The organism is Streptomyces sp. NPDC088794 (genome assembly GCF_044750545.1).
Classification (GTDB): domain Bacteria; phylum Actinomycetota; class Actinomycetes; order Streptomycetales; family Streptomycetaceae; genus Streptomyces.
Genome location: NZ_JBIVKB010000022.1, coordinates 137,864 through 159,284 on the forward strand (window position 1 = coordinate 137,864; position 21,421 = coordinate 159,284).

Here is a 21,421-nt window from a genome sequence, read left to right on the forward strand (position 1 = left end):
CCCATGCCGCAGCCGACCCCAGCCGACCGCACGCACCGCCTCGTGACCTCGCCCGCCGGCCGTACTCACCTCGTGGAGCAGGGCGAGGGCCCGCTGGTGCTGCTCGTCCACGGGTTCCCGGAGACCTGGTACTCCTGGCGCCGGCAGCTGCCCGCTCTGGCAACGGCCGGTTACCGTGCCGTGGCCGTCGACGTCCGTGGCTACGGCCGCTCCTCCAAGCCCGCCGCCGAGTCCGCGTACCGGATGCTCGACCTCGTCGAGGACAACGTCGCCGTCGTGGACGCCCTCGGAGAGAGCTCCGCCGTGATCGTCGGGCACGACTGGGGCGCGAACATCGCCGCCACTTCCGCACTCGTACGCCCCGATGTCTTCCGCGCGGTCGGTCTGCTGAGCGTCCCCTACACCCCGCCCGGCGGCCCCAAGCCCAGCGAGGTCTTCGCGGGGATGGGCGGCGAAGAGGAGTTCTACGTCTCCTACTTCCAGGAGCCCGGCCGCGCCGAGGCGGAGATCGAGCCCGACGTACGCGGCTGGCTCGCCGGCTTCTACGCCGCCCTGTCGGCCGACACCATGCCCGAACCCGGCGCCCCCGACCCGCACTTCGTCACCCGCGGCGGCACGCTCCACGACCGCTTCCCGCAGGGGCGCCGGCCGACCTGGCTCGGTGAGGACGAACTCGACGTCTACGCGGGGGAGTTCGAGCGCAGCGGTCTCACCGGCGCGCTGAACCGCTACCGCAACATGGACCGCGACTGGGCGGACCTGGCCGGTCACCAGGGCGCCCCGATCCACCAACCCTCCCTGTTCCTGGGCGGTTCCCTCGACGCGTCCACCACCTGGCTGGCTGACGCGATCGAGGCGTACCCCACCACGCTCCCCGGCCTGACCGCCTCCCACCTCCTGGACGGCTGCGGCCACTGGATCCAGCAGGAGCGGCCCGAGGAGGTCAACCGGATCCTGGTGGAGTGGCTGGCCGGGCTCGACGCCTGACCTGAACGGGCCGGCGGAAGACCGGAGTCACCAGGTCGGGATGAGGCCGCCGTCGATCCTGATGTCGGCGCCCAGGACGTTCCCGGACCGGGGACCCGCCAGGTACAGCACCGCTTCCGCGACCTCGGCGGGCTGGGTGAACCGGCCGCTCACCATCGACCGCGCGGCACCCTCCGCGACCGAGGCCCGGTCTGCGCCGGTCGCCCGGCCGACCGTGGCCGCCACCCCGCTGTCCGACAGCCACAGATCGGTGGCGACCGGTCCGGGACTCACCGTGTTGACCCGGATGCCCTGCCCGCCCACCTCCTTCGACAGGCCCTTGGAGAAGGCGGCGACGGCTGCCTTCGAGACGCTGTAGTCGAGGACCAGGGGATCGGGCAGGGAGGAATTCACCGAAGCGATGGTCACGATGCTGCCCTCGCCCCGCGCCAGCATCGCCGGAAGCACGGCACGGGTCGTTCGTACCGTCGTCAGCAGGTTCAGCGTGAAGGTGGACAGCCAGTCCTCGTCGGTGATGGACAGGAACCCGTCGGGGCGGACCGGGGCGGCGCCGACGTTGTTGACCAGGATGTCGACGCGGTCGCCCGCCCGCTCCACCAGCAGGGCGGGACCGTCCTGCGTGGCGAGGTCGACCTCGACCACCTCGACCGTTCCGGACTTGGCCAGTTCCGCCAGCTCGTCGGAGGTGTGCCGGGCACCCGCGATCACCCGCGCGCCCTCGGCGGCCAGCGCCCGGACGACGGCGAGGCCGATGCCCCGGCTGGCTCCGGTGACGACCGCGGTGCGACCGTCCAGTTCGTGGACCATGAGGTGCTCCCAGGTGTCAGGGGGTGAACTGCTCCCAGGAGTCAGCGTGACTCAGGAACCACGTCGGCGCAGGGCGAACGCCATGTGCGGGGGAAGAACGACAGACCCGAGGGTCGACTCTAGATATGTCCCGCCCGCCGCTGTCGGCGCAGCAGCAGCCCCAGGTACAACCCGCCGACCACCGCCGTCACCACGCCGACCGGCAACTGGGCCGTCTCGTGGATGCGTTGGGAGGCGAAGTCGGCGGTGACCACGAGGAAGGCACCGGTGCAGGTGGCACCCACGAGGTTGGGGCCGGGGGCGTGGGTGAGGCGGCGGGCCAGTTGGGGTGCGATGAGGGCGACGAAGGGAACCGGTCCCGCGGCGGCCGTCGCCACCGCGCAGGCGGCCGTGGCCAGCACCAGCACCACGAGGCGGGTGCGCTGGACGGGCACGCCGAGACCGCCCGCCACGTCGTCGCCCATCTCCAGGATCCGCAGCCGGCTCGCGGTGAGGGCGACCAGTGGCAGCAGCACGAGCAGGCCGAGGGCGGCCGGGCGGGCGTCCTGCCAACCCCGGCCGTTCAGGCTGCCGTTGAGCCACACCATCGCCTGCGCGGCCTGCGTGAAGCGGGCCTTGGCGAGCAGATAGGCGTTGACGCCCTGGAGCAGCGCACTGATCCCGATGCCGACCAGGACCAGCCGGTAGCCGTGGATGCCGTGCCGCCAGGCGAGCAGATACACCAGCAGCGCGGTCGCGAGACCGCCACCCACCGCGCCCAACGCGACCTGCCCGCCGGTGCCGCCGATGACCAGTACGACCAAAAGGCCGCCGGTGGCGGAGCCGTAGGTGAAGCCGACGATGTCGGGGCTGCCCAGCGGATTGCGGGTCAGGCTCTGGAACAGCGCCCCGCTCAGCCCGAGCGCCGCACCGACCAGGACGCCGGTCACCAGGCGGGGCAGGCGGAGTTCGTTGACGACGAAGTTCGTCTGCCGGCTGCCGTTGCCGAGCAGGGTCCGGATCACGTCGGACGGGGAGATGGCGAACTCGCCGGTCCCCAGGGCGAGTACACCCACCGCGAAGGTCGCGGCCAGCACCAGTGCGCAGACCGCGACCGTACGGACGTCCACGCGCAGCGACAGCCCGCGTGAGCGGCTGCGGACGACGTGTGTACGGCGGGGGAGGGTCTTGGTCGTCGCGGGCGGAGCTGTCGTCACGACGACACCACCTTGCAGAGGGAGAAGACCGTGGTCACGACGACACCACCCGGCGGTGCCGGACCAGCGCGATGAACACCGGCGCGCCGATCACCGCCGTCACCACACCCGCGTCGAGTTCGTCGGGCCGGACGACGACCCGGCCCAGGACGTCCGCGTACAGCAGGAGCGCCGGTGCGAGGAGCATGGACAGCGGCAGCGTCCAGCGCTGGTCGGTGCCGGCGATCATGCGGGCCATGTGCGGGACGGCGAGCCCGACGAAGACCAGGGGGCCGACGGCGGAGGTGGCCGCGCCGCACAGCAGGGTGACCGCCAACAGGCCCAGGAACCGCGTCCGGTTGAGGTGGGCGCCCAGGGCGCGGGCCGCGTCGTCGCCCAGGGCGAGCGCGTTGAGCGGGCGGACCAGGGAGAGGGCGAGGACCAGGCCGACCGCGACGAACGGCGTGATGGTCGTCAGCGTCTGATTGTCGGCGCGGGCGAGTGAACCCACGCTCCAGAACCGGAGTTGGTCCAGGGCCTGGGCGTCGAGCAGCATCACCGTCTGGCTCAGGCCGGTGAACACCGCGGCGATCACCGCGCCGCCCAGAGCGAGCCGTTCCGGGGTGGCGCCGCCGCGTCCGCCGGAGGCCAGCGAGTACGCCAGCAGACCGGCGATCACCGCCCCCGCCATGCCGAACCACACCCCGGCCCACAGGCTGGTCAGCCCCAACACCGTGATGGCGAAGACCACTCCGGTGGCCGCGCCCGCGTTGATGCCGAGCAGTCCGGGGTCGGCCAGCGGGTTGCGGGTGAGCGCCTGGATGAGCGCGCCCGCTACGCCCAGCGCGGCTCCGGCGGCGATCCCGGCGAGGGTGCGGGGCACGCGTACGTCCCAGACGACGGAACTCGCGATCGACCCGTCGTCGTGCAGCAGGGCGTGGAAGACGGTGGCCGGCGCGAGCGAGCGCGAGCCGATCGCCAGGCTGAGGACGATCGCCACGAACAGGAGCACCAACGCGGCGACGACAGCGAGCAGTCGGGTCCGGGCGCGCCGTCGAGGGGGTTGGTCCGCCTGCTCAAGTGCGGGCGCGGCGGCCTTAGTTGACACCGCCACCCTCCGCGCTGAGCCGTTCGGCGATCCGGCGACCGAGCGCCTTCTTGTCGATCTTACCGACCGAGGTACGAGGGAAGACGTCGACCACCTCCACCCGGTCGGGCAGCTTGTACGCGGCCACCCCGCGGTCGGCGAGGAAGGCGGCGAGTTCGCGCTGGGTCGGGGTGCTGGCCTCGCCGCGCGGGACCAGGTAGGCGCAGGTGCGTTCGCCCATCGTCGCGTCGGGCATGCCGACCACGGCCGCGTCGTGGACCGCGGGGTGGGCCAGGATGTGGTTCTCCAGCTCCTCGGCGGGGATCTTGTCGCCGCCCCGGTTGATCTGGGGCCCTTCGGACCGCTGTCTGGCCGTCTCCGCCCTCGACTTCGACCTCTCCGTCTACGACCTGTTCGGGCTGCTGAGCGCGGGCGGGGCCGTGGTCCTGGTCGAGGAGGCCGACCGGCTCGAAGCCCGGCAGTGGGCGGAACTCGTCCGCACCCACCGGGTCACGCTCCTCAACTGCGCGCCCCCGCTGCTCGACATGCTGCTGCTGGCCACCGGACCCGGTGAACTGGCCGGACTGCGCACGGTGTTGCTCGGCGGCGACTGGGTCGGCACCGATCTGCCCGGGCGGCTCGCCGAACGGGCGCCGGGCTGCCGGTTCATCGGTCTGGGCGGGACCACGGAGACCGCGATCCACTCCACCGTCTGCGAGGTGACGGACGCTCAGGTCCCCGCGCACTGGCGGGCGGTGCCCTACGGGACCCCACTGCGCAACGTGCGCTGCCGGGTGGTCGACGCCCAGGGCCGGGACTGCCCGGACTGGGTGCCGGGGGAGCTGTGGATCGGCGGGGACGGGGTGGCGCTCGGCTACCGGCGCGATCCGGAGCGCACCGCCGAGAAGTTCCCCGAGGGCGACGGCATCCGCTGGTACCGGACCGGTGACCTCGCCCGGTACTGGCCCGAAGGCACCCTGGAGTTCCTGGGCCGCCGCGACCACCAGGTGAAACTGCGCGGCTTCCGGATCGAGTTGGGTGAGGTGGAGGCGGCGCTCGCCGGACATCCGGCGGTACGGCGTGCGGTGGCCGGCGTGACCCGGGCGCAGGGCGCCCAGCTCGCCGCCACGGTGGCCGCCGAGGACGTGACCGAGGACGACCTGCGGGAGTGGTCGCGGACGGTGCTGCCCCCGCACATGGTCCCGGCCCGGATCGTCGTCGTACGAGAGCTGCCCCTCACCTCCAACGGGAAGCTGGACCGGCGGACGGTGGCGCAACTCTGGGAGTCCGCCGAGGAGTTGGCGCACCGGGCGCCCGGCACCGCCTTGGAGAACGTCGTGGCGCGGATCTGGGGGGACGTCCTCGGCACCGGGCGCGTCGGTCTTGACGACGGGTTCTTCGCGCTCGGCGGGGACTCGGTGCTCGCCACCGTGATCGTGAGCCGGCTGCGGGAGGCGCTGGACACCTCCGAGGTGTCCGTCCGCGCCCTGTTCGCGACCGTCACGGCCGGCGGGATGGCCAAGCGGCTGTCCGCCGAGGAGGAGACACCCGGCCGGCTCGAACAGGTCGCCGCCATCCACCTGGAGATCGAGGGGATGTCGGCGGCGGAGATCGACTCGGCGCTGCGGGACGCGTGACACGGTGAAGCGGCGGGGTGCCTCAGGCGCCCCGCCGCTCTATCGTGCCGTGGCCCAAGTGGCCGCCCGGCGTGCCTACTTGTCGAGCTTCGCGAAGCCCGCGTCGAGGTTGTTCAGCGCCCAGGGGATGCCCAGCGCCGAGGGGCTGCGCAGCTGGCTGATGGTCTCGACGTCGGTGACGAAGTAGTTGCCCTTCTTCACTGCCGACATGTTCTTCACCAGCGTGCTGGACTCGAACGCCTTCTGCAGGTCCTTCGTCGTGAACGCGATGACCACGAGGTCGGCGTCCAGCTTGTCGAGCTGCTCGAAGGACAGCTCGCCGGTGGGGCTGCCGCTGACCGTCTTGATGTTCTTGATCGACGGGGTCAGCCCCAGCCCGAGTTCACTCATCAGCTTGGCGGCGAAGTCCGTCTCGGAGGCGATGGTGTAGATCTTCGCCGGGGTGTTGCCGATGGAGAGGCTGTAGGTCTTGCCGTCGAGGCCGGGGTGGGCCGCCTTCACCTTGGCTACGGCCGCCTCGGTGTCCTTGACGACCTGCTCGGCCTGCGCCTCCTTGCCGACGGCCCTGCCGACCACCTCGACGTGCTGCTGCCAGGTCTGCTGGCCCCACGCCGTCTCGTAGCCGACGGTCGGGGCCACCGCGGACAGCTTCTTGTAGTCCTTGTCGAGGGTGAAGTCCGAGGTGGCGAGGATCAGATCGGGCTGGAGCGCCGCGACCGCCTCGAAGTCGACGCCGTTGACGGTGTCGAGGAGCTTGGTCTTCTTGGTGTCGAGCTTGCCCTTCAGCCACGGGTAGACGCCGTCGGAGGCGAAGGTGTCCTTGGACACGGCGATCGGGGTGACGCCCAGGGCGTAGAGCGCGTCGATGTCGTCGGTGCCGCCGTTGCCGATCACCACGACCCGCTTGGGCGCCGAGGGAATCCTCGTGTCCCCGAACTTGTGCTTGATGGTCACCGGGAACGCGGCGGAGGAGGCTTCCGCCTTCGCCGCGTCCGTCGAGGAGCTGCTGTCGTCGTCCTTGACCGAGCCGCAGGCTGCCAGCCCGGCGATCAGGGTGACGCTGAGCAGGGTGGTCCGGAGCGATCTAGACATGGCCGTGCTTCCCTTTTCGCGGGGCGTGGGCAGAGTCGTGAGGCCGCCAGTAAAGCAAGGTTAGGCTTACCTTAGCAATGGATTCAGGTCGTTTGCCTCGCCTGACCCGGTGTCATATACCGTCGTGCGTAAGGGTGTTGGGGCGCGTCGGAGGGGGCGCCGCCGACGGCGACGCCCCGGCTCGCGGGAGTTGGGGTCAGGGGCGTGCCGTGAGATACCCGCCCATCGTGCGGAAGTACTCCGTGGCGGCCAACTCCGTACCGTCCTCGGTGCGTACGCGCCGCACGAGCAGTCCGCGGCAGCGGCCGTTGTGCGCCTCCGCGCCCGCCACGATGACCACGCCGTCGCCCTCGCGGATGAAGATCCGGCCCGGCGTGCCGCCGTAGCATGCCTCGGACACGCCCGCCGACACGATCCGGATCCGCTGTCCGCGGTGGAAGGCGTACGCGTTCGGGTACGGGTCCGACTGGGCGCGTACGAGACGCTCCAGACGGTCCGCCGGCCAGCTCCAGTCGATGCGGCTGTCCTCGGCCGACCGCTTGTGGAAGAAGCTCGCCCGGCTGCGGTCCTGCGGCTGCCACTGGCCCGTGTCCTGGCCGGACGCGATCAGGTCGAGCGACTCGCGCACGAGGGGGCTGATCAGGTCCACCGTGCGGTGGAACAGGTCGGTCGCGGTGTCGGTCGGACCGACCGCCACCGAGCGCTGCATCAGGATGTCCCCGGCGTCGAGTTCGCCGTTCATGCGGTGCGCGGTGACACCGACCCGGGGCTCGTCGTTGATGAGGGCCCAGATGATCGGCGAGAAGCCGGCGTACGACGGCAGCAGCGAGTCGTGGATGTTGAGCGTGCCGTGCGGTGGCAGGTCGAACAGTTCCGGGGGCAGCCAGGTGCGCCAGTTGTTGGCCACGATGATGTCCGGCGCGGCCTCGCGCAGGGCGGCGAGGAGTTCGGGGTCGTCCGGGCGGTTGCGCAGCAGGACAGGGACGTCGTTCTTCTCGGCTAGTTCGGCGACGCTGTCGTCCCAGATCTTCTCGTAGGCGTGGTCGCTCTTGGGGTGGGTGACCACGAGAACGACCTCGTGATCGGAGTCCAGCAAGGCCTGGAGGGTGCGGTGGCCCCAGGTCTGGTAGCCGAACATGGCGACGCGCATGCGGTTCTCCCGTCCAACGGCTCCATTGCAAGGTAAGGCTAACCTTATCTAACATGTGGCTGCCTGAGGGAGGCGATGCCACGGTGAAGTCACCGCTCAAGGGATCCGACACCCGCTACGACGTCATCGGAATCGGTTTCGGACCGTCAAATCTGGCTCTCGCCATAGCGATCGAGGAGCACAATGCGGGACTTCCACCGCAGGAACGGCTCAACGCCCTGTTCCTGGAACGCCAGCCGGGCTTCGGCTGGCACCGGGGCATGCTGATCGACGACGCGACCATGCAGGTGTCCTTCCTCAAGGACCTGGTCACCCTGCGCAATCCGACCAGCGACTACAGCTTCCTCTGCTTCCTGCGGGAGCGCGGCCGGCTGATCGACTTCCTGAACCAGAAGACCCTGTTCCCGCTGCGGGTCGAGTTCCACGAGTACTTCGCGTGGGCCGCGGAGCGGGTACGGCACATGGTGGCGTACGAGCATGTCGTCACCGCTGTCGAACCGGTCCGCGACGAGGCGGGCACCGTGACCCACTTCGACGTGGTGTGCCGGGACCCGGAGCGTCCCGGCAGGACGGTCACCTACCAGGCCCGGGACCTCAGCGTGGCGGTCGGCCTGGAACCCCATGTGCCGCCCGGCGTGGAGCTGTCCGAGCGGATCTGGCACAACAGCCAGTTGCTGCCCCGGGTGACCGAACTCGCCGCCGAGGGCACGACGGTCAACCGGGCCGTCGTGCTGGGCGCGGGGCAGAGCGCGGCCGAGACGGTCGACTATCTGCACCGCTCCTTCCCGGACGCCGAGGTCTGCGCGGTCTTCGCCAAGTACGGCTACACCCCGGCCGACGACAGCCCGTTCGCCAACCGCATCTTCGACCCCGAGGCCGTCGACGTGTACTTCGGCGCGCCCTCCGAGGTGAAGCAGTCCCTCTTCGACTACCACCGCTCGACCAACTACTCCGTGGTCGACATGGAGTTGATCGAGGCGCTGTACGCCACCGCGTACCAGGAGAAGGTGAGCGGGCGGGAGCGGCTGCGGTTCCTCAATGTCTCGCGCATCCGTGACGTGGTGAACCGGGACGACGGATCGCTCGACATCGCCGTCGAGTTCCTGCCCACCGGGGAACAACAGATCCTCTCGGCGGACGTGTTGGTGCACGCCACCGGCTACCGTCCGCGCGATCTGACCTCGCTGCTCGGCGAGGCCGCGAAGATCTGTCTGCGCGACGACGAGGACGCGCTGCGGGTGAGCCGGGACCATCGGGTGGAGACGGTCTCGGGCGTCACCGCGGGGATCTATCTGCAGGGCGGCACCGAGCACACGCACGGCCTGACCTCGACGCTCCTGTCGACGACCGCGATCCGGGCGGGGGAGATCCACCGCTCACTGGTGTCTCGGCGCGTGGCGAACGTCTGAGCCGGCCGGGCCGGCCACACCGGCGAGGTGGTGCGGAGGCGGTCGCTCAGACCGCCTCCGCCTCCGTCACCGAGTGCCGGGTGCCGAACGCCGCCACCACCCGGTCCGTCGCCGTCACCGCCCCGCACGTGTCCGCCACCCACTCCAGGGCGAACTCATGGCTCCCCGGTGTCATGTCGGCGACCGCGTCGGCCACGACGAACGCCTCCAGATCCTGCGCCCAGGCGTCACCGGCGGTCATCAGCACGCCGGCCCGGGCGTACAGCCCGAGGATGACCACCTGGTCGCGTTCCAACTCCCGCAGCCGGCCGTCCAGTCGGGTCCGGGCGAACGCGCTGTACTTCCGGGCGGTCAGCACGGTGTCCCCGGCCAGCGGCTCAACCTGCGGGACGAACGCCTCCGCCGCCGCGCCCGCCGAAAGACCGGTGAGCCTCGTGTACGGGACGGGGCCCCGGCCCGAGGCGCGCCGGTCGCCGGCCGGCACCGAGTGGATCACGGGCACTCCGGCGGCCCGGGCGCGGTCGACCAACTGGCGTGCGTTCGCGAGGAGTTCGGTGGCCGGGGCGGCCTCCCGCTCCAGCGCCCGGACGAACCGGTTCTGGAGGTTGAGCACCAGCAGTGCGGCCCTGGCCGGGTCGAGGGTCCAGCCCGTCTGGTCGGCGGGCAGCATCGCGGGGGTCGGCATGACGTAGGGGAACATCGGAGGAGCCATCTCGGTGTGCCCTTCGGGAGTGTGCGGACGGGGCCGTCGGCCGCGCGTCGCCGGGACGGGGCGAGTGGTGCGCCCGGCCGCGACCGGACCGCCTGGGGACGTCTCCGGCCCCCGCTCGACGACCAGGTGATCCGTGTCGGTCACCCGCGCGATCGCCCCGGTGCGGTGGAAGCCGTCGGCGGTGAGGAATCCGGCGTCGTGCTCGGGCGAGCGCCAGTAGCCGCGGATCGTGGACGGGCCACGGGTGAGCAGGTGACCGCTCGTGCCGTCGAGGACCTCACGGCCCGAGTCGTCGACGATCCGCACCTCGTCCGCCGTCGACACCGGACGCCCCCGGCCGGTCAGGCACGCCTCCGGGCCGTCGTCCGGCCGGGTCCAGGAGACCAGGCCCTCCGCCGTCCCGAACACCTGGCGCAGCGAGCAGCCGAGCGCGGGCCGCACCCGCCGGGCCAGTCGCTCGTCCAGGGCGGCGCCACCGGCCACCAGGGTCTCCAGACTGCCGAGATCGTACGAGGTGACCGCGGCGGCCCGGGTCCACGGCGCGGCCAGGTGCGCGGGGAGGACGGTGTGGGTCACCTCCTCGCGCACGACCACCGGGAAGGCGGTGTCCGGATCGGTGGCCCCGGGGCCGAGGACCACCCGGCCGCCCGCCCACAGCACCGCCAGCCAGTCCTGCAAACCCGGTACCCCGACGGGCAGTTCGGGCAGCGCGGCGAGATGGACCGTGTCCTCGCCGACGCCCAGCACGGTCGCCCGGTCCTCGACGGAGCGCGTCAACTCCCGGTCGCCGAGCGGCACCAGCCGGGGGACGCCCACTCCGTCGCCGGTGAGCTGGAGGAGGGCGAGGTCGTCGGGCCCGGCCCCCTCGGCGGACGCCGTGAACCGGCTCACCGCCCGCGTCACCGACCCCCGCACCCCGGGCGGCACGACAACGGGTACGGCTCCGATCCGCCGCAGCGCGAAGAACTCCGTGAACAGGTCGAGGGAGCCGGGGAGTTGGACGACGACCCGGTCACCGGGTCCGGTCCGGCGGGCGGTCAGCTCGGCCGCGCGCCACCGTACGTGGTCGTCCAGTTGGCGATAGGTCCAGGTCCGTCGGTCCTCCGTCACCTCGACGAGCGCCACCCGCTCGGGATGCAGCTCCGCGCGCCCGTGGAGCACATCGTCGAGCGTGGTGTGCAGGGATGCGTCGCTGCTCACAGATCGTTTCCCCTCGCGGTCACGGGCCCGGGGCGTACGGGGGCCGTCGGCGCGCGGGTGGCGAGTGGCAGGACTCGTCCACGGCACGGCCTCCCGGTCGGGCGTAGAAGCTTAGGTTAGCCTCACCTAAGCTTCCTTGTCGCCTCTATTGGACCCGAAGGCCGATCCCGTGTCGGCGGGCTCGGACGGGACTCGGGCGCGAGGGGCCGTCCGAGCCTTCACCGGCGGTGGAGGGCGTCAGGAAGGACCGTGCGTCCAGCGCCCGCCGAGCATCGTCGCGTGCACCGGCATCTCCCGCAGCGTGTCCGCGTCCGCCTCCAGGGGATCCGCGTCCACGACCACCAGATCGGCCTCGTCGCCGACCCGGATCAGCGACCGCCCGAGCGCCGACGCGGCCAGCGCCGCCCGTACCGGGACCCGCTGTTCCGGATGCCAGGCGGGCCGTTCGTCGCTCGTCCGGCTGACGGCCGAGGCGATGCCCAGCCACGGGTCGAGCGGCGAGACGGGGGCGTCCGAACCGAACTCCAGCCGGGCACCCGACGCCAGCAGGTCGGCGTAGGCGAACGCCCGCCCGGTGCGCCCCGCCCAGTACACGTCCGCCACATCGCGGTCGTCGGGGGCATGCGCGGGCTGCACCCCCGCCGTCACCCCCAGCTCCGCGAACCGAGGCACGTCGGCGGCCGACAGCATCTGGGCGTGCTCGATGCGCCCACGGCAGCGGACCGCCTCGAACGCGTCCAGGGCAAGGGTGTTGGCCCGGTCGCCGATCGCGTGGACGGCCGGCTCGATCCCGTGCGCGGAGGCCCGCCGCATCAGCCGGACCAGCTCCTCGTACGGCGTCTCCTCGATGCCGTACGCCTCCTCGCTGCCCTCCATGCCGGGGTACGGGTCGCAGCACAGCGCGGTCCGGGTGTTGAGGGAGCCGTCGGTGAAGAGCTTCAGGGGCCCGACCTGGACCAGGCCGCCGGTCCCGGGCAGTTCGTCACCGGTCCGCAGCCCGCGCTCGATCGCCGCCTCCAGGTGCGCGGGGTAGACGGCGGCCCGTACCCGCACCGGGGGCGGTGAACTCGCGGCCCGGCGGCTCCAGTCGGCGAGATTGTCGGAGAAGTGGAAGTCGATGAACCCCGTGACGCCGCGCGCCGCCGCGTCCCGGCAGGCCTCCGCCACCCAGCGGTCCAGGACCGCCTCGGGCACCTCGGGCAGCGCGGTGACCGCCTCGAAGCACTCGTGCTCCCGCAGCACGCCCGTGGCATGGTCGCCGCGCCCGACCAGCGCCAGACAGGGCGAGTTGAGCCACGCGGCGTGCAGATCGGCGCTGATCAGCGCCACCGGCCGGTCCGGGCACACCGCGTCGAGCAACGACTTGTGCGGCAGGTCGGGCCACAGCCCGTCCCGGAACCCCTGCCCCAACAGGATGTCCCCGCCGGGCAGTTCGGCCGCGGCCGCCCGTACGGCATCCGCCACCGCCCGCGCGGACCCCAGCCCGGACAGGTCCACCCGATGCCGGTTGCCCGCCCACTGAGCCGCATGCACATGGGCGTCCCACAGACCCGGCAGCACGGTACGCCCGTCGAGATCGACCACCGGGCCGTCCCCGAGGTCGCCCGCCGCGCCCCCCTCCGCTGCTCCCTCCGTGATCGCGACGATCCTGCCGCCCTCGATCCGCAGGCTGCGCAGCGGCCCGCCCGCCCCCAAGCGCACCCGCGTGAGGGTCAGCGCGGGTGGCGGGTCGTCGAGAGCGTCCGCAAGGGGGCCGGAGATGCCGTCGAGGCTCGTCATAAGGGCTCCAGTGGTGTGATCACGTGCGGTGGGGCGGGACCGAGGCTACGTGGCGACCACCGGGTGCTGACAGAACCGGCCACTGTGAACAATTCCGTCGCACATATTGCTCACAGGATGCCGCCCGAACTACCGTCGCAGAACGTGCCGTTCCGCCCCTCACGCCCCTCGAAGCGCAGCGCCTGCCAGCCCGCACGCAGAGAGCAGGAGCCATGAGAGCGATCACCGTCCTGCGCGGCAGAGCCCGCGCCGTCCTGACCACCCTGAGTCTCCTGGGCCTGGGCATCGCAGCCCCCGTAGCGGCCCACACCGCACAGACCGGAACCCAGGAACGCCCGGTCTCGACCACCGTCCAGACCACCGCGGGAAAGGTCCGGGGCGCCCAACGCACCGGCTACGACGAGTGGTTGGGCATCCCTTACGCCGCCGACGCCGCCGGCGCGAACCGCTGGAGGCCCCCGCAGCCGGTCACCCCGTGGTCCGGCGTGCGCGACGCCGGCACCTTCAGCGACCGGTGCGCGCAGAACAGCGGCTGGGACCCCGGCTACGAGAAGACGACCACCACCGAGGACTGCCTCGCCCTCAACGTCTACGTCCCGGACGACGCCCGGGCGCGGACCCCCGTGCTGGTCTGGATCCACGGCGGCGGCTTCACCGGCGGCGCGGGCCAGGACACCAACCCGCGCAAGTTCGTCGAGCAGACCGGCGCCGTCGTCGTCACGGTCAACTACCGCCTGGGCGTGCTCGGTACGCTCAACCTGCCCCAGCTACGGGCCGAGAACAAGGACGGCCCCGGCAACTACGGCCTCCTGGATCAGCAGGCGGCCCTGCGCTGGGTGCACACCAACATCTCCCGCTTCGGCGGCGATCCGAAGAACGTGACCATCGCAGGCCAGTCTGCCGGCGCCGGCTCGGTCTGCGACCACCTCGCCTCACCCACCGCCAAGGGCCTCTTCGCCCGCGCCGGCATCCTCAGCGGCGGCTGCAACCTGCAGTCCGCGGCCTCCGGGCAGGCGCAGAGCGAAGCCTTCGTGAAAGCCGTCGGCTGCGCCGACGCCCCGGATCAACTCGCCTGTCTGCGCGGCAAGTCCGCCGCCGACCTGCTCACCGCCCAGAAACAGGCCGGCGTCGCCCCGTCCCTCGGCGGCTCCGCCTTCCCGGTCAACCCGGGCGCCGCCGTCCAGACCGGCGCCTTCAACCGCGTACCCGTGATGCTCGGCCAGACCAACAGCGAGCGCGGCCTGTTCACCTTCCAGAACTACGACTACCTCGGTACGCCGCTGACGGCCGCGCAGTACGAGGCCGCCGTGCGTTCCGCCTACGGGGCCAACGCCGGCAAGGTGCTCGCCGAGTACCCGCTCAGCGCCTACCCGACGCCGGGCCAGGCGTGGACCGCCGTCCAGAACGGCTCGACCTCCTACACCCGCCAACAGCTCATCGCCACGCTGTCGAAGTGGGTGCCCACCTACGCCTACGAGTTCGCCGAGAGCGACACCCCGCACTTCACCTCGATCTTCCTCATCCAGCAGAAGAGCGAGACCGCGCGGAACTTCCCGTTCGGCGGCGCGATCCACGTCGACGACCTCGGCTACCTCTGGGACTACCTCGGCCAGACCCTGCCCTATGACGACGACCAACTGGAGCTGTCCCACCAGATGATCACCTACTGGGGGCGCTTCGCCGCCGCCGGTGATCCCAACGGACCCCGCACCCCCGCCTAGCCCAAGTACCGGGCCAGAACAGGGGAGTTGATGTCCCTGGTCGCCTGCGACACCGCTCCGTCGAGCGACCGGCCCCCGGCGGCCTGCTCCAAGGTCACCCGGGACTTCGGCAAGGAGCACAACCTCGGGTTCTGGGCGGGTCTGCCGTCCTGACCGGAGTGCTGCCCCGACCGGGTCCTCAGCCGAGGGCCCGGTCCAGGTTGAACGCCGCGCTGATCAGCGCGAGATGCGTGAACGCCTGCGGGAAGTTGCCCTGTTGCTCACCGGTCTGGCTGATCTCCTCGGCGTACAGGCCCAGATGGTTGGCGTACGTGAGCATCTTCTCGAAGGCGAGGCGCGCCTCGTCGATCCGGCCGGCGTGGACCATGGCCTCGACGTACCAGAACGAGCAGATGGAGAAGGTGCCTTCGTCGCCGCGCAGCCCGTCGGGGCTGGCCAGCGGGTCGTAGCGGTAGACCAGCGAGTCCGAGACCAGGTCGTGGGTGAGGGCGTCAAGAGTGGACAGCCACTTGGGGTCGGTGGGCGCGATGAACTTCGTCAGCGGCATCATCAGCACGGACGCGTCCAGGACTTCGCTGCCCTCGTACTGCACGAAGGCCTGGCGGGACTCGGACCAGCCCTTGCTCATGATCCGCCGGTAGATCGTGTCCCGGCAGCCGATCCAGCGCAGCAGGTCGGCCGGCAGACCGCGGCGGTTGGCCATCCGGATCGCGCGCTCGATCGCCACCCAGCACATCAGCCGCGAGTACAGGAAGGGCTTGCGGCCGCCGCGCGTCTCCCAGATGCCCTCGTCGGGCTGGTCCCAGTTGTCGCACACCCAGTCCACCAGCGCGCACACGTCGTCCCACTGGGCGCTGGAGACGGGCTTGGCCCACTTGTCGTAGAGGTAGATCGAGTCGATGAGCGCGCCGTAGATGTCGAGTTGGAGCTGCTCGGCGGCGGCGTTGCCGACCCGGACCGGCGCGGAGCCCTGATGCCCTTCCAGGTGGTCGAGTTCGATCTCGGGGAGGTCGGCGCGGCCGTCGATGCCGTACATGATCTGGAGCGGACCCGAGGGCTTGCCGTCGCCCGGACTGATGTGCCGGGTCACGAACTTCATGAACGCCTCGGCCTCGCCGGTGAACCCCAGCCGCAGCAGCGCGTAGACGCAGAAGGCCGCGTCGCGCACCCACACGTACCGGTAGTCCCAGTTGCGCTCGCCGCCGAGCTGCTCGGGCAGGCTGGTCGTCGGGGCGGCGACGATCGCGCCGGTGGGCGCGTAGGTGAGGAGCTTCAGGGTGAGGGCGGAGCGGTGCACCATCTCCCGCCAGCGGCCCCGGTACTTGGAGGCGGACAGCCAGCGCCGCCAGTAGTCCACCGTCGTGGCGAACTGCGCCTCGGCCTCTTCCTTCGCGCACCGGTGCGGCTCGATGCCGCGGCCGACCTGGTCGAGGGCGAAGACGGCCTGCTCGCCCTCGGCGAGCTTGAAGTCGGCCCGTACGTCCGTTCCGTCGGCCTCCAGCGGCACGGTCGAGGTCAGCGCGAGCGACAGTTCGCCGGCCTCGAAGACGGCCGCCTCGCCCAGCATGCGCACGGTGTGCGGCAGGGAGCCGTAGTCGAAGCGCGGGGCGACCCGGGTGCGGAACGGGATGGAGCCGCGCACGCACACGACCCGGCGGATCAGCCTGTGCCGCTCGGCGTCGCCGTCCTCGCCGTCGATCGGCATGAAGTCCTGCACCTCACCGACGCCCTCCTCGGTGAAGAACCGGGTGATCAGGACGTTGGTGTCCGGGAAGTAGAACTGCTTCGTCTTCGCCGGCACCGCCGCCGCGAGCTCGAAGGAGCCGCCGCGCTCCGCGTCCAGGATCGCCGCGAAGACGCTCGGCGCGTCGAAGGCCGGGCAGCAGTACCAGTCGATGGTGCCGTCGGTCCCGACCAGGGCCACACTGCGCAGATCGCCGATCAGCCCGTGCTCGGCGATCGGCAGATAGCGGCGGTCGCCCCCGGGGGTGTCCTGGTCGTTCTCCGTCGCGCCCATCGCCGCCTCCCGATCCCCGACCCACAGTGCGCTCTCAGCCTAGGTGGAAACGGTCTTGCGGGCGCGAGGATCGAGATGGCCGGAAGGGACTGTGGCCAGTCACACGGAGAGGACGGCGTGGCCGGTCACACGACGAGGACGCCGATGCCCGCCTCCTCGAAGCGCCGTACCGTGTCCGCGCCTGCCGCCGTGTCCGTGACGAGCGTGTCCACCGCCTCGGCCGCGCAGATCCGGGCGAACGCGCGCCGGCCGAGCTTGCTGGAGTCGGCGGCGACGACCACGCGCTCGGCGCGCTCGCACAGCGTCCGGTTGATCGCGGCCTCCGCCTCGTCGTGCGCGGCGGCCCCGTGCGTGACGTCGAAGGCGACGACACCGAGCACGGCCACGTCGAGGGTGATCTGGCCGAGCACCCCGTCGGCGAGCGGCCCGATCAACTCGTACGACTGCGGACGGGCGACCCCGCCGGTCACCACGATCTTGAACTGGGGGCGTACGGCCAGCTCGTTGGCGATGTTGAGCGCATTGGTGACGACGGTGAGCGCGGGGGAGCCGGAGCCGAGATCGCCGCGTACGGCCAGGGCGCGCGCCACCTCGGTGGTCGTCGTCCCGCCGGTCAGGCCGACGGCCTCGCCGGGTGCGACGAGATCCGCGACCGCCTTCGCGATGCGCTGCTTCTCGGAGGCGTGCCGGGCCGTCTTGTAGCGCAGCGGCAGCTCGTACGAGACCCCGTGCACGACCGCGCCCCCACGGGTGCGGACCAGCATCTGCTGCTCGGCGAGCTGGTCGAAGTCGCGCCGGATCGTCGCGGCCGAGACCGCCAGCTCGACGGCCACTTCCTCGACGTCCAGCCGGCCCCGCTCGACGAGCAGCTCCAGCAGCGTCTGCCAGCGGGCGTCGCGCGACATCCGACCCCTCCGTTCCCCGTCCGATGCTCGATCTCCGGCGACCCTAGCGCACCTGGAGTGCGCTCGAATGCTTGATTGTGCTCGGAAACTCGCTATATCTTGCAAGAACAATCATATCCGGGGAGGGGTAGGGCCATGACCCACGTCGAGAACGAGCTGACCAGCCAGCCCGAGTGCTGGACCCGTGCCGCTGCGGAGGCACCCCGGTACGGCGGGGTGCTGCCGGCGCCGGGGGAGCGGGTCGCGATCGTCGGCTGCGGCACCTCCTACTTCATGGCGCAGGCCGTCGCGGCCCTGCGCGAGAGCGCGGGCCAGGGCGAGACGGACGCCTTCGCCGCCTCCGAGTACCCGCACGGGCGCTCGTACGACCGTGTCGTGGCCCTCACCCGGTCCGGCACGACCACCGAGGTCCTGGAGCTGCTCGGCGAGTTGCGGGGTCGCACCCGTACCACCGCGATCACCGCCGACCCGCACACGCCGGTCATGACGGCCGCCGACGACGTCGTCGTCCTCGACTACGCGGACGAACGCTCCGTCGTGCAGACCCGGTTCGCGACCACCGCGCTGACCCTGCTCCGCGCCCACCTCGGCCTGCACCCCGACACCGCCGTCGCCGACGCCCGTACCGCGCTGGAGGCACCGCTGCCCGAAGGGCTGGTCGCCTGCACGCAGTTCACCTTCCTGGGCCGCGGCTGGACGGTGGGACTCGCCAACGAGGCCGGCCTGAAGATGCGCGAGGCCTCCCTCGCCTGGACCGAGACCTACCCCGCGATGGAGTACCGGCACGGCCCCATCAGCATCACCACGCGGGGTACCGCGACCTGGATGCTCGGCGAGGCGCCCGAAGGACTCGCCGAACAGGTTGGCGCCACCGGCGCGTTGTGGGTGGCCGGCACCCTCGACCCGCTCGCCGAACTGGTCCGCGCCCAACGCCTCGCGGTCGCCGTCGCCGCGGCCAGGGGTCTCGATCCGGACGTCCCGCGCCACCTCACCCGCTCGGTGATCCTCGCCCCCTGACCCGACCCCGCTGAAGAGAACCCCGACCCGCCGAAGACAACTCCGAACCCCCTGAAAAGAACTAAGGAGAGGAGAATCCGTGCCCCTCGTCACCACCGCGGAGCTGGTCACCCGCGCCGCCGCCGCACACTCCGCCGTCCCCTCCTTCAACGTCATCACGTTGGAACACGTCGAGGCCGTCGTCGCCGGCGCCGAGGCCGCGCAGGCGCCCGTCGTCCTCCAAGTCAGCGAGAACGCCGTCAAGTTCCGCTACGGCCGCCTCCTCCCGCTCGCCCGCGCGGCCGTCGCCGCCGCCGAACACGCCTGCGTGCCCGTCGCGTTGCACCTCGACCACATCCAGAGCGACGACCTGCTGCGCCAGGCGGCGACCGCCGGCTTCAGCTCCGTGATGTACGACGCGGCCCGCCTTCCCTACCTCGACAACCTCGCCGCGACCCGGGCCGCCGCCGACTGGGCGCACTCCCAAGGGCTGTGGATCGAGGCCGAGTTGGGCCAGGTCGGCGGCAAGACCGGCGAGCCCCCGCTGGACGCCCACGCGCCCGGCGCCCGTACCGACCCCGTCGAGGCGGGGGCCTTCGTCGCGGACTCCGGCGTAGACGCTCTCGCCGTCGCCGTCGGCAGCACGCACGCGATGACCACCCGCACCGCCACCCTCGACCACGCCCTGATCAAACGCCTCTCCGCCGCCGTGGACGTCCCCCTCGTCCTGCACGGCTCCTCCGGAGTGCCGGACGACGAACTCACCGCCGCGATCGCGGGCGGCATCGCCAAGGTCAACGTCGGCACCGCCCTCAACGTCGCCATGACCGGCGCCGTCCGCGACTTCCTCGCCGCGCACCCCGAGGCGGTCGACTCGCGCACGTACCTGAGCGTGGGCCGGGAGGCGATGGCGGAGGAGGCCCGACGGATCATCCAGGTGCTGGGCGGGGAGGCCTGACCGTCCGTCCTGGGCGGCCCGCTCACCGGACCGCAGCCATTCGGTGGCGGCCCACTCACCGGACCGGAGCCATTTTGCCGCAGCTCAGGCCTCCCTAGGGTCCTTCCCATGAGCGTTCCTGGCGACATGAGCACCGACAACGGCCCCCTGCGGATCGGAGTGCGGATCCCGCCGTGCGACCGGGCCGACCGGGTGGCACGGACCGCACACGGTCGGCGGCCCGGTGCTCCGCGACTGCCTGCCCCTCGTCCGCCCTCGCGGTCGTGCCGCACTCGTCGGCTACACCGCCGGCCGTGAGTTCGGCGTGGACCTCGCGGACTTCCTGCTCGCCGACGTGTCCCTGCTGCCGGTGAACCTGATGTCCCGGGGCAAGGAGGTCGCGGCGGACGCGGAGGGGCTGTTGGCCGAACTGCGCACGGGGGAGCTGACCCTGGAGATCGAACGCCACGGCATCGAGGGGCTGGCGGAGGCCGCCGAGCGGCTGCGGACCGGGGAGGCGATCGGCAAGGTGGTGCTGGACCTGGGGTGAAGCACTCCAATACCGGGACGAAGTGTTTCTGCTGACGTTCTGTCAAATAGGGCTGCCGAAAAGGCATTTGGTAACCGCGTTGCGGAATTGAAAGGACATACACAATCTCTTCACGGGGTGTAGCTTCTACCCGTCAGTAGAGGCTTGAGCGAGGGTGGTTGAGTGGTTGCCTCTCCGCATACCGAAAAGTTCGCCGCCCACCTCCGGATGCTGAAGGACCGCAGCCGTCGGGGCTACGACCGGCTCGGCAAGGAGGCGGGCGTCAGCGGTTCCAGCCTGCATCGGTACTGCTCCGGACTCAGCGTCCCCGCGGACTATCGGGTGGTGCACGCCTTCGCCAAGGTGTGCGGCGCCAGCGCGGAGGAACTGCGCGAACTCCACCGGCTGTGGGCGCTGGCGGACACCGAACGGGACGCACCGGTGGTGCCGGTCAAGGACGACCCGGAGCAAGAACCGGAGTCGGAACCGGAACCGGAGTCGGAACCGAGATCGGAGTCGGAACCGGAGCCGGACGACATCACCCCACCGGAGGTCACCGCCGGCGAGACCGGGAAGCCGCGACGGTCCCGGGTGCCGGAGAAGTGGTCCTCCCGGTGGGCGGTACTGGCCGCCGTGGTCGCGGTGGTGCTGGTGGCGGGCTTCGTGTGGATGCCCGACAGCGGCACCGGCGGCGGCTCACCCGCGGTCGGCAACAGGCTCCTGTACTCCAAGGCGTGCAAGTCGGTCAGCATGGGACAACACGACGAGTGTGTACGTGAGTTGCAGACCCTGTTGCTGCGGGCGAAGGGCAAGCTCGCCGTCGACGGGGACTTCGGGCCGGAGACCCTGCGCCGACTGACCGCGTTCCAGGTGCTGGCCGGTCTGCCGGCCACGAACGTGGTCGACGACGCCACCAAGAAGGCGCTCTACGCGCAGAAGGTGAGCATGGCGACCTGGTCCCAGGCCAGGGTGGCGAAGCGGGTCCGCGAGGTGTTCGTCGAGGATCCCGACACCGCCGTGGCCGTCGCCCGCTGCGCGTCCTTCCTCGACCCGCTCTACGTACTGCCCAACACCAACGGCAGCCGCAACTGGGGCGTGTTCCAGATCTCCGACCGCCGCCTGCCCGAACTCGGCGGCACACCGCTGCGGGCGTTCGATCCGGACTGGAACATCAAGGCGGCCCACCGGCTGTGGAGCGCCGAGCACGACTTCCACGACTGGCCCTCCTGCGAGGCGGCGTTGAAGGACAAGGCGAAGAGCTGACGGACAGGCCGAGAAGGT

Annotated in this window: 18 protein-coding genes and 1 pseudogene; 9 read left to right on the plus strand and 10 right to left on the minus strand. The window is 71.4% G+C overall.

The features are described from left to right. The first annotated feature begins 3 nt into the window (after positions 1 to 3). Positions 4 to 987, plus strand: a complete 984-nt coding sequence (locus ACIP6U_RS43360; protein WP_401728493.1) for an alpha/beta fold hydrolase — start codon at positions 4 to 6, stop codon at positions 985 to 987. Positions 988 to 1,014: 27 nt separating this feature from the next. On the opposite strand, the gene ACIP6U_RS43365 is transcribed toward ACIP6U_RS43360, so the two are convergent. The 4 genes from ACIP6U_RS43365 to ACIP6U_RS43380 all read right to left on the minus strand — a co-directional run bounded on the left by ACIP6U_RS43365 (position 1,015) and on the right by ACIP6U_RS43380 (position 4,312). Beyond that, on the minus strand, positions 1,015 to 1,794 hold the full coding sequence (locus ACIP6U_RS43365) for an SDR family NAD(P)-dependent oxidoreductase (protein WP_401728494.1): 780 nt from the start codon (positions 1,792 to 1,794) through the stop codon (positions 1,015 to 1,017). 119 nt (positions 1,795 to 1,913) lie between these two features. Next, a complete protein-coding gene (locus ACIP6U_RS43370) occupies positions 1,914 to 2,990 on the minus strand; it encodes a FecCD family ABC transporter permease (protein ID WP_401728495.1) in 1,077 nt (358 codons plus the stop codon). Positions 2,991 to 3,024: 34 nt separating this feature from the next. Continuing rightward, complete coding sequence (locus ACIP6U_RS43375; protein ID WP_401728496.1) at positions 3,025 to 4,077, minus strand: FecCD family ABC transporter permease; 1,053 nt, start codon at positions 4,075 to 4,077, stop codon at positions 3,025 to 3,027. Then, complete coding sequence (locus tag ACIP6U_RS43380; RefSeq protein WP_401728497.1) at positions 4,067 to 4,312, minus strand: hypothetical protein; 246 nt, start codon at positions 4,310 to 4,312, stop codon at positions 4,067 to 4,069. Before ACIP6U_RS43380 ends, ACIP6U_RS43375 begins: the two co-directional genes overlap by 11 nt. On the opposite strand from ACIP6U_RS43380, the gene ACIP6U_RS43385 reads away from it, so the two are divergent. Beyond that, the gene (locus ACIP6U_RS43385; protein ID WP_401728498.1) at positions 4,311 to 5,693 is read left to right on the plus strand and encodes an AMP-binding protein; all 1,383 of its coding nucleotides are present in this window, start codon (positions 4,311 to 4,313) and stop codon (positions 5,691 to 5,693) included. The genes ACIP6U_RS43380 and ACIP6U_RS43385 overlap by 2 nt on opposite strands. Before the next feature lie 75 nt (positions 5,694 to 5,768). Here the strand turns inward: ACIP6U_RS43385 and ACIP6U_RS43390 are convergent, their stop codons facing one another. After that, positions 5,769 to 6,785, minus strand: coding sequence for an iron-siderophore ABC transporter substrate-binding protein (locus ACIP6U_RS43390; RefSeq protein WP_401728500.1), 1,017 nt, complete (start codon positions 6,783 to 6,785; stop codon positions 5,769 to 5,771). Between the two features lie 196 nt (positions 6,786 to 6,981). Beyond that, complete coding sequence (locus ACIP6U_RS43395) at positions 6,982 to 7,935, minus strand: methionyl-tRNA formyltransferase (protein WP_401728501.1); 954 nt, start codon at positions 7,933 to 7,935, stop codon at positions 6,982 to 6,984. Between the two features lie 53 nt (positions 7,936 to 7,988). Here ACIP6U_RS43395 and ACIP6U_RS43400 point away from each other — a divergent pair, with 53 nt between their 5' ends. After that, positions 7,989 to 9,344, plus strand: a complete 1,356-nt coding sequence (locus ACIP6U_RS43400; RefSeq protein ID WP_401728502.1) for a lysine N(6)-hydroxylase/L-ornithine N(5)-oxygenase family protein — start codon at positions 7,989 to 7,991, stop codon at positions 9,342 to 9,344. A 46-nt stretch (positions 9,345 to 9,390) separates the two neighbouring features. Here ACIP6U_RS43400 and ACIP6U_RS43405 read toward each other — a convergent pair whose 3' ends face one another. Both ACIP6U_RS43405 and ACIP6U_RS43410 read right to left on the minus strand, forming a co-directional pair. Continuing rightward, on the minus strand, positions 9,391 to 11,256 hold the full coding sequence (locus ACIP6U_RS43405; protein WP_401728503.1) for an isochorismatase family protein: 1,866 nt from the start codon (positions 11,254 to 11,256) through the stop codon (positions 9,391 to 9,393). A gap of 237 nt (positions 11,257 to 11,493) precedes the next feature. Next, on the minus strand, positions 11,494 to 13,035 hold the full coding sequence (locus ACIP6U_RS43410) for an amidohydrolase (protein WP_401728504.1): 1,542 nt from the start codon (positions 13,033 to 13,035) through the stop codon (positions 11,494 to 11,496). Positions 13,036 to 13,247: 212 nt separating this feature from the next. Between ACIP6U_RS43410 and ACIP6U_RS43415 the strand changes: the two genes are divergently transcribed. Next, the gene (locus ACIP6U_RS43415) at positions 13,248 to 14,756 is read left to right on the plus strand and encodes a carboxylesterase/lipase family protein (RefSeq protein ID WP_401728505.1); all 1,509 of its coding nucleotides are present in this window, start codon (positions 13,248 to 13,250) and stop codon (positions 14,754 to 14,756) included. Positions 14,757 to 14,786: 30 nt separating this feature from the next. After that, positions 14,787 to 14,909 (plus strand): hypothetical protein, encoded by a 123-nt coding sequence (locus ACIP6U_RS43420; protein ID WP_401728506.1) that lies wholly within the window; start codon positions 14,787 to 14,789, stop codon positions 14,907 to 14,909. Between the two features lie 25 nt (positions 14,910 to 14,934). Here ACIP6U_RS43420 and ACIP6U_RS43425 read toward each other — a convergent pair whose 3' ends face one another. Then, on the minus strand, positions 14,935 to 16,773 hold the full coding sequence (locus ACIP6U_RS43425; protein WP_401728507.1) for a glycoside hydrolase family 15 protein: 1,839 nt from the start codon (positions 16,771 to 16,773) through the stop codon (positions 14,935 to 14,937). Between the two features lie 125 nt (positions 16,774 to 16,898). Further along, positions 16,899 to 17,678, minus strand: coding sequence for a DeoR/GlpR family DNA-binding transcription regulator (locus ACIP6U_RS43430; RefSeq protein ID WP_401728508.1), 780 nt, complete (start codon positions 17,676 to 17,678; stop codon positions 16,899 to 16,901). Positions 17,679 to 17,813: 135 nt separating this feature from the next. Here ACIP6U_RS43430 and ACIP6U_RS43435 point away from each other — a divergent pair, with 135 nt between their 5' ends. From ACIP6U_RS43435 to ACIP6U_RS43450, 4 genes and pseudogenes are all read left to right on the plus strand, one after another. Next, a complete protein-coding gene (locus ACIP6U_RS43435) occupies positions 17,814 to 18,695 on the plus strand; it encodes an SIS domain-containing protein (RefSeq protein WP_401728509.1) in 882 nt (293 codons plus the stop codon). A gap of 79 nt (positions 18,696 to 18,774) precedes the next feature. Beyond that, positions 18,775 to 19,632, plus strand: a complete 858-nt coding sequence (locus ACIP6U_RS43440; protein WP_401728511.1) for a ketose-bisphosphate aldolase — start codon at positions 18,775 to 18,777, stop codon at positions 19,630 to 19,632. A gap of 220 nt (positions 19,633 to 19,852) precedes the next feature. After that, positions 19,853 to 20,161 (plus strand): annotated as a pseudogene (locus ACIP6U_RS43445) (zinc-binding dehydrogenase); the annotation flags it as partial. 162 nt (positions 20,162 to 20,323) lie between these two features. Next, complete coding sequence (locus tag ACIP6U_RS43450) at positions 20,324 to 21,403, plus strand: helix-turn-helix domain-containing protein (protein WP_401728513.1); 1,080 nt, start codon at positions 20,324 to 20,326, stop codon at positions 21,401 to 21,403. Positions 21,404 to 21,421 lie beyond the last annotated feature (18 nt).

Bases quoted from the DNA above. Each gene is read 5' to 3' on its own strand.
- ACIP6U_RS43395 (WP_401728501.1), bottom strand. From the start codon at position 7,935: ATGCGCGTCGCCATGTTCGGCTACCAGACCTGGGGCCACCGCACCCTC.
- ACIP6U_RS43390 (WP_401728500.1), bottom strand. From the start codon at position 6,785: ATGTCTAGATCGCTCCGGACCACCCTGCTCAGCGTCACCCTGATCGCC.
- ACIP6U_RS43360 (WP_401728493.1), top strand. From the start codon at position 4: ATGCCGCAGCCGACCCCAGCCGACCGCACGCACCGCCTCGTGACCTCG.
- ACIP6U_RS43385 (WP_401728498.1), top strand. From the start codon at position 4,311: ATGCCGACCACGGCCGCGTCGTGGACCGCGGGGTGGGCCAGGATGTGG.
- ACIP6U_RS43380 (WP_401728497.1), bottom strand. From the start codon at position 4,312: ATGCCCGACGCGACGATGGGCGAACGCACCTGCGCCTACCTGGTCCCG.
- ACIP6U_RS43415 (WP_401728505.1), top strand. From the start codon at position 13,248: ATGAGAGCGATCACCGTCCTGCGCGGCAGAGCCCGCGCCGTCCTGACC.
- ACIP6U_RS43435 (WP_401728509.1), top strand. From the start codon at position 17,814: ATGACCCACGTCGAGAACGAGCTGACCAGCCAGCCCGAGTGCTGGACC.
- ACIP6U_RS43425 (WP_401728507.1), bottom strand. From the start codon at position 16,773: ATGGGCGCGACGGAGAACGACCAGGACACCCCCGGGGGCGACCGCCGC.
- ACIP6U_RS43420 (WP_401728506.1), top strand. From the start codon at position 14,787: ATGTCCCTGGTCGCCTGCGACACCGCTCCGTCGAGCGACCGGCCCCCG.
- ACIP6U_RS43430 (WP_401728508.1), bottom strand. From the start codon at position 17,678: ATGTCGCGCGACGCCCGCTGGCAGACGCTGCTGGAGCTGCTCGTCGAG.
- ACIP6U_RS43410 (WP_401728504.1), bottom strand. From the start codon at position 13,035: ATGACGAGCCTCGACGGCATCTCCGGCCCCCTTGCGGACGCTCTCGAC.
- ACIP6U_RS43365 (WP_401728494.1), bottom strand. From the start codon at position 1,794: ATGGTCCACGAACTGGACGGTCGCACCGCGGTCGTCACCGGAGCCAGC.
- ACIP6U_RS43400 (WP_401728502.1), top strand. From the start codon at position 7,989: ATGTGGCTGCCTGAGGGAGGCGATGCCACGGTGAAGTCACCGCTCAAG.